The 3,929-nt window shown below is 75.3% G+C and carries 1 protein-coding gene; it reads left to right on the plus strand.

Features of this window, described 5'->3' with window-relative positions; genetic code table 11:
- The coding region (locus tag ACH5AO_RS37110; RefSeq protein WP_398932543.1) for an SDR family NAD(P)-dependent oxidoreductase at positions 1-3,929 on the plus strand (3,929 nt) is incomplete at both ends.

Genomic DNA, 3,929 nt, shown 5'->3' on the forward strand with positions numbered 1-3,929 from the left:
GGGTGAGGCGTGGGCGTACGGCGCCGACGTCGACTGGGACGCCTTCTACGACGGCACCCGCCCCCACCGCGTCGACCTCCCCACCTACCCCTTCCGCCGCGACTGGTACTGGCTCACCCCCGACGAGACCGAGCGGACCGCCGGCACCGGCGGTGACCCCGCCGACGGCGAGTTCTGGTCCGCCGTCGAGAGCGGCGACGTCACCCGGCTGTCCACCGTCCTGGACATCACCGGCGACGACACCGAGGCCTTCAGCAGCCTGCTGCCCGCCCTCGCCTCCTGGCGCCGCCGCCGCACCCTGCGCACCACCCTCGACTCCTGGCGCCACCGCGTCCACTGGACCCCGCTGACCGGCGCCGCCGGCCCCGTCCCCGCCGGCCGCTGGCCCGCGCTCGTCCCGGCAGGACACGCCGACGACCCCTGGGTCGACGACGTCCTCACCGCCCTCACCGCCCGCGGCCTGCGCGTCGAACGCCACGACCTCACCGGCGACGAGGACACCGCCGCCCTCACCGCCCTGCTCACCACCCCCGACGGCGAGGACCCCGCCGGAGTGCTGTCGCTGCTCGCCCTCGACGAGCGGCCGCACCCCGACCACCCCGCCCTCCCGCGCGGCCTCGCCGCCGTCAAGGACCTGACGCACGCCCTCACCGGCACCGGCACCCGCCTGTGGGCGCTCACCCGCGGCGCCGTCTCCGTCGACAGCCGGGACCCGCTGACCTCACCCGTCCAGGCCGAGACCTGGGGCTTCGGCCGCGCCGTCGCCTTCGAACTCCCCGACACCTGGGGCGGACTCGTCGACCTGCCGCCCACCCCCGACCCGCGCGCCCTCGACCGCCTGCCCGGCCTCCTCGGCGGCACCGAGGACCAGCTCGCCGTCCGCGCCACCGGCTCCTACGCCCGCCGCCTCACCCGGATGCCGCTGCCCGAACCCGCCGGCGACGCCGACCCCACCGGCACCTGGGCGGCGCACGACACCGTCCTGATCACCGGCGGCACCGGCGCCCTCGGCACCCACGTCGCCCGCTCCCTGGCCGCCGCGGGCACCCGGCACCTGGTCCTCACCAGCCGCCGCGGCCCCGACGCGCCCGGCGTCGCCGACCTCACCGCCGAACTCACCGCCCACGGCGCCCGCGTCACCGTCGCCGACTGCGACGTCGCCGACCGCGACCAGCTCGCCGACCTCCTCGCCTCCCTCCCCGCCGACCTGCCGCTGACCGGCGTCGTCCACGCCGCGGGCGTCCTCGACGACGGCGTCCTCGACGCCCTCACCCCGGACCGCTTCGACGCCGTCCTGCGCCCCAAGACCCTCGGCACCGCGAACCTGCACGACCTCACCCGCGAGCACGACCTGTCGATGTTCGTGCTGTTCTCCTCCATCGTCGGCGTCCTCGGCAACGCCGGGCAGGCCAACTACGCCGCCGCCAACGCCTACCTCGACGCCGTCGCCGAGCAGCGCCGCGCCGCCGGCCTGCCCGTCACCTCCGTCGCCTGGGGTCCCTGGGCCGACGCCGGCATGGCCACCGCCGACGTCCTCACCGACCGGATGCGCCACGACGGACTCACCCCGATGGCGCCCGACACCGCCGTCGCCGCCCTGCGCGCCGCCGTCACCGAAGGCGCCTCGCACGCCACCGTCGTCGACGTCGACTGGCCCTCGTACGCCGGTGTCCTGACCGCCGCCCGGCCCAGCCCCCTCATCGGCGACCTGCCCGAGGTCCGCCGCGCCCTGGAGGCCGCCAAGGCCGCCGCGCCCGACACCCACGCCCTGCGCGACCGGCTGCGCGGCCTCGCCCCCGCCGACCAGGACCGCCTGCTCACCGACCTGGTCCGCGCCGAGGTCGCCACCGCCCTGCGCCACGCCTCGCCCGAGGCCGTCGACGTGCACCGCGCCTTCAAGGACCTGGGCTTCGACTCGCTCACCGCCGTCGAGGTGCGCAACCGCATCACCGCCGCCACCGACGTCAAGCTGCCCACGACGCTCCTGTTCGACCACCCCAACACCGCCGCCGTCGTCGAGCACCTCAAGGACCGGCTGCTCGGCGGGGAGCGGCCCGCCGCCGCGCCCGTGGTCGTCGCGGCCGGCGTCACCGACGAGCCGATGGCCGTGGTCGCCATGGCCTGCCGCTTCCCCGGAGGGGTCACCAGCCCCGAGGAACTCTGGGACCTGATGGTCGCCGAGGTCGACGCGGTGTCCACCCCGCCCGCCGACCGCGGCTGGGACCTCGACTCGATGTACGACCCCGACTCCGAACGGCAGGGCACCACCTACAGCCGTGAGGGCGGCTTCATCCGGGACGTCGCCGGATTCGACCCGGCGTTCTTCGGGATCTCCCCGCGCGAGGCCCTCGCCATGGACCCGCAGCAGCGCCTGCTCCTGGAGACCTCCTGGGAGGCGTTCGAACGCGCCGGCATCGACCCGGAGACCCTGCGCTCCACCGCCACCGGGGTCTTCGTCGGCACCATCAACACCGACTACCAGATCCGCCTCGGCGGCGCCGCCGCCCAGGAGCAGCTCGCCGGCCACCTCATGACCGGAAACGCCTCCAGCATCGCCTCCGGCCGCCTGTCCTACACGTACGGCTTCGAGGGCCCCGCCGTCACCATGGACACCGGCTGCTCGTCCTCCATGGTCGCCCTGCACCTGGCCCTGCAGTCGCTGCGCACCGGCGAGTGCACCATGGCCCTGGCCGGCGGCGTCACCGTCATGTCCACCCCCGAGCCCTACGTGGAGTTCTCCCGGCAGCGCGGCCTCGCCCCCGACGGCCGCTGCAAGGCGTTCGCCGAGGGCGCCGACGGCATGGGCTTCGCCGAGGGCGTCGGCCTCGTCCTGCTGGAGAGGCTCTCCGACGCCCGACGCAACGGTCACCCCGTCCTCGCCGTGGTGCGCGGCTCCGCCCTCAACCAGGACGGCGCCTCCAACGGCCTGACCGCCCCCAACGGGCCCTCCCAGCAGCGCGTCATCCGCCAGGCCCTCGCCAACGCCGGACTGTCCGCCTCCGAGGTCGACGTGGTCGAGGCGCACGGCACCGGCACCCCGCTCGGCGACCCGATCGAGGCCCAGGCCATCCTCGCCACCTACGGCCAGGACCGGCCCGCCGACCGGCCGCTGCTGCTCGGCTCGCTGAAGTCGAACATCGGCCACACCCAGGCCGCCGCCGGTGTCGCCGGCATGATCAAGATGGTGCTCGCGATGCGGCACGGCATGGTGCCCAGGAGCCTGCACATCACCGAACCCACCTCGGTCGTCGACTGGTCCGGCGGCGCCGTACGCCTGGCCACCGAGCACACGAACTGGCCGGAGACCGGCCGGCCCCGCCGCGCCGGCGTCTCCTCCTTCGGCATCAGCGGCACCAACGGCCACCTCATCCTCGAACAGGCCCCGCAGGACGAGCCCGCCGACGAGCCGACCGGCGAGACCGGCACCGGGCCGGCCCAGGCCCCGGTGTGGCTGCCGTGGGTGGTGTCGGCGAAGTCGCGTGAGGCGGTGCGGGAGCAGGCGGCGCGGCTGGCCGCGTCCGTGCGCGACAGCGACAGTGGTGCGGGTGCCCTGGACGTGGCGTACTCGCTGGTGTCGACCCGTGTCGCGATGGAGCACCGTTCGGTCGTGGTGGGCGGCGGTCTCGACGACCTCCTCGCCGGCCTCGACGCCCTCGCCGCCGGTGAACCGTCCGCCCGCGTCGTGGACGGCGTCGCCGAGACCGGACCCGGCGCCGTGTTCGTCTTCCCCGGCCAGGGCTCCCAGTGGACCGGTATGGCCGTCGAACTCCTCGACACCTCACCCGTGTTCGCCGCCCGCATGGCGGAGTGCGCGGCAGCCCTGTCACCTCACACCGACTGGTCGTTGCTGGATGTGGTGCGGGGTGTGGAGGGTGCCGCTTCGTTGGAGCGGGTGGATGTGGTGCAGCCGGTGTTGTGGGCGGTGATGG

Source organism: Streptomyces sp. NPDC018964, assembly GCF_044390325.1.
GTDB lineage: Bacteria > Actinomycetota > Actinomycetes > Streptomycetales > Streptomycetaceae > Streptomyces.